Origin of the sequence: Streptomyces sp. NPDC059456 (assembly GCF_042750055.1) — a bacterium.
Taxonomy (GTDB): Bacteria; Actinomycetota; Actinomycetes; order Streptomycetales; family Streptomycetaceae; genus Streptomyces.
In genome coordinates this window covers 1-3,725 of sequence record NZ_JBHYVA010000777.1, presented here as the reverse complement: position 1 = coordinate 3,725, position 3,725 = coordinate 1, and the positions used below count along the sequence as shown (strand labels likewise).

Sequence of the window (3,725 nt, the reverse complement as noted above, 5' to 3'; positions counted from 1 at the left end):
GTCCTGAGGCTGGGCAGGGGCCGTGCGCCGAGCCCGGTGGGCCACGGTCGTCGCCGTTACCGGCCCGAGCTCGCCCCGTAGCCGCGGTCCGCGCCGGGAGGCGGCCACATGGCCGGGCGGACGCCCGCGGCCTCGGCGCCCCGCGGTATTCGGGCCGTCCCGCGGCCCGCCTCCGAGCGGGCCTCCCGGCGGGCCCGGCGCCGCTCGCGCCGGCGGTCCCGCGCCGTACTGCTCGGCACCGACACCACGCCGTACCGCTGGTTCCACATCTGCCGGGTGATCAGCACGTCCAGTACGCCCCACGTGGCCACCACGGTCCCGGCTATGGCGCACAGGCCCATCGGCAGGGCCAGCCAGGAACCGGTGAGCATCAGGAAGAACGCGATGCTCGCCCCGGTCAGCGTGACCGCCACGATCAGTACCGCCCGCACCGCCGACTCGCGCACCGGGTCGGGCATCCTGCGCCGCCTCGCCGGCTCTTCCTCCCACAGCGACCGCCCGGGCGCGCCCGCCACCGCGCCCGTGTCCTCATGGATCCCCATCACACGCTCCCGCCCCGATTCGTCCCCTCGAACTGGTAGACGTCCGACACCGCCGAGAGATTCCCGTGTCCCGGACTCCTCATCCCGGTCTCCTCCCCAGCACCTGCCCATCCCGGAACGAAGAATTCCAGCCATCCATCGGGTTGCGGGAACTGACACCCCACCAAGTGTCATCTGCCACATAACGGGCCGCTCTTGACCGGATGTGTCGGACAACTCATGATCTACGCTTGGCGGCCCGGCCGAAAACGTCCGGACACGCCTTCGAAGCCGCAGCCCGGCAGTAGTAGGCTCACGCCGTTTAAATGACGGAACACCGACCCCCGACAGCGGGGTTGAGCTGGGGGAGGCTGGGGAGGCCATGCGCTTTCGCGGGAAGTCCATCCGCCGGAAGATCGTGGCGTTGCTCCTTGTGCCGCTCGTCTCCCTCACCGCCCTCTGGAGTTTCGCGACCGTGCTCACCGGCCGCGAAGCGGTCCAACTCCTCGACGTCGCCTACGTCATCGACAAGGTCGGCTACCCCGTCGAGGACGTCGTCCGCGTCATCCAGAAGGAACGCCGCCAGACCCTCGTCGTCCTCGGCGACCCGCGCGCCGCCACCGCCACCGCCGAACTCACCAAACGCCGCGCCGCCACCGACGAGCTCGTCGACCGCATCAGCAAGAACGCCAAGGACCCCGAGGTCGCCGACGAGCTCGCCCCCGCCGCCGCCCAGCGCCTCGACTTCATCCTCGACGCCTTCCGCGGCATCGGCGCGCTGCGCCGCTCCGTCGACCAGAGCACCCTGGACCCGAACCAGGCCCTGGAGCTCTACAGCCGGCTCGTCGATCCCTGCTACGACTTCCTCATGAACCTCCACGCGCTGGAGAACGTGGAGATGGACAAGCAGGGCCGCGCCCTCGTGGGGATCACCCGGGCCCGCGAGACGCTGTCCCGCGAGGACGCCGTCATCGCCGCGGCACTCGCCGCCCGCAACGTCAGCTCCGCGGACGTCCGGCGCGTCTCCGACCTCGCCGCCAACCGTTCCCTGCTCTACGAGTTCAACCTCGCGATCCTCCCCGCCGACGACCGCGAGCTGTTCGAGCAGTACTGGAGCAGCCCCGAGACCAAACCGCTGCGCGAAGCGGAGGAACGGTTCATCACCGGCGGCCCCGGCAAGAACCCCCGGATCACCGCCGCCCAGTGGGACGAGGCCGCGAACAAGGTCCTCGACGACCTCGCCACCATGGGCACCGCCGCCGGAGACCGCTACCAGAAGCGCGTCGAACCCCTCGCCATGGACGTCCTCGTCCAGGCGGCCATCGCCGGCGTCCTCGGCTTCATCGCCCTCCTCTTCTCCGTCGTGCTGTCCGTGCGCATCGGCCGCGACCTCGTCCGCGACCTGTCCCGGCTCCGCAAGGAGGCCCACGAGGTCTCCGGCGTCCGGCTGCCCGCCGTGATGCGCCGCCTCGCCGCCGGCGAACACGTCGACGTCGAGACCGAGGCCCCCCGCCTGGAGTACGAGAAGGACGAGGTCGGCCAGGTCGGCCAGGCCCTCAACACCCTCCAGCGCGCCGCCGTCGAGGCCGCCGTCAAGCAGGCCGAACTCCGCCGCGGCGTCTCCGAGGTGTTCGTCAACCTGGCCCGCCGCAACCAGGTCCTGCTGCACCGCCAGCTGACCCTGCTCGACACCATGGAGCGGCGCACCGAGGACGCCGAGGAGCTCGCCGACCTCTTCCGCCTCGACCACATGACCACGCGCATGCGCCGCCACGCCGAGGGCCTCGTGATCCTCTCCGGCGCGGCCCCCTCCCGGCAGTGGCGCAAGCCGGTCCAGCTCATGGACGTCGTCCGCGCCGCCGTCGCCGAGGTCGAGGACTACGAGCGCATCGAGGTGCGCCGACTGCCGCGCCTGGGCATCGCGGGCCCCGCCGTCGCCGACGTCACCCACCTCGTCGCCGAACTCCTCGAGAACGCCACCGTGTTCTCCCCGCCGCACACCGGCGTCCAGGTGCACGGCGAACGCGTCGCCAACGGATTCACCCTCGAAATCCACGACCGCGGTCTCGGCATGAACCCGGAGGCGCTGCTCGACGCGAACCTCCGGCTCGCCGAGACCCCCGAGTTCGAGCTCTCCGACACCGACCGCCTCGGCCTGTTCGTCGTCAGCCGCCTCGCCCAGCGCCACGGCGTGAAGGTCGTCCTCCAGCCCAGCCCGTACGGCGGCACCACCGCCGTGGTGTTCCTCCCCGCGGCCCTGCTCACCGAGGCCCCCGAGACCAACGGCACCGGCCTGCGCCTGGGCGAGGGCAAGGCGGTCCGGGCCGGCCAGGGCGCCAGGAACGGCCACGGGCCCGCCCGCGCCGCGGCCGCCGTGGAGCGCGCCCCGGCCGGCCGGCCGCCGGCCACCCCCGAACTGCGCGGCCCGGTCGAACTGGAGGCCCCGCTCGGCGTGCTCGGGCTCGACGGCCTCGACGACCAGGCCGCCCTGGACGAGGTCGGCACCGGCATCGCCGGGCTCACCGGCGCGGGCGGCCGCCCCGCGATGGCCACCCTCGACGACGAGACCCCGCCGAACGGCACCTCGCGCAGCGCCCTGCTGGGCCTGCGCCCGGCGGACCGGGCGTACACCGACCGCAAGGGCGGACCGGACCGGGAGCCCTCGGCCCCCACCGGCCCGGTCCGGCTGGACAGCCACCGCCCCGACGCGGTCCGCGCCGCGCGCCCGGACGGGGCCCGGTCCCCGGGGGCCGTGCCGCTCCCGCGGCGCAGGCCCACCCCGACGCTGGTCGCCGAGCACGGCCGCCGCGTGCAGCCCCGCCCGGTGTCCGCGGTCCCGAAGTCCGCACCGGCCGCGGAGCCGGGCCCCCGGGCCCCCGCGGCCCGGGCCCGCGGCGCCCCCCGGGCCCCCCCCCGCCCCCGCCCCCGGCCGGGCGGGACGCCGGCCGGCCTGCGGATCGCCTGGTCATGTACCGCCTCTGCCGGTGGCCCGATGGGTGCATTTCCCTGTGAACTGCCACGCTGGACCGGGGACCCCACGCACGGGGAGCCAGATTCGCCCGAAGGAACCGCCCGATGCCCGCGCCCCCGAAGGGCGGCGCCCCCCCCCCCCCGCCGGGGCGGCCCGGGGCGGGGGGGGGCGGGGGTAGCCCCGCGGGTCGGGGCGGGGGGGGGGCGCCCCCCCGCCCGCCCCCCCCCCCCCCG

Annotated in this window: 2 protein-coding genes; one reads left to right on the top strand and one right to left on the bottom strand. The window is 74.7% G+C overall.

The window, feature by feature from the left end:
* Window positions 1–56: 56 nt before the first annotated feature.
* Window positions 57–542: a hypothetical protein gene (locus ACFXA3_RS38260; RefSeq protein WP_385195235.1), complete on the bottom strand. Its 486-nt coding sequence runs from the start codon at window positions 540–542 to the stop codon at window positions 57–59.
* A gap of 361 nt (window positions 543–903) precedes the next feature.
* Between ACFXA3_RS38260 and ACFXA3_RS38255 the strand changes: the two genes are divergently transcribed.
* A partial coding sequence (locus ACFXA3_RS38255; protein ID WP_385195233.1) for a nitrate- and nitrite sensing domain-containing protein occupies window positions 904–3,725 on the top strand: 2,822 nt, incomplete at its 3' end.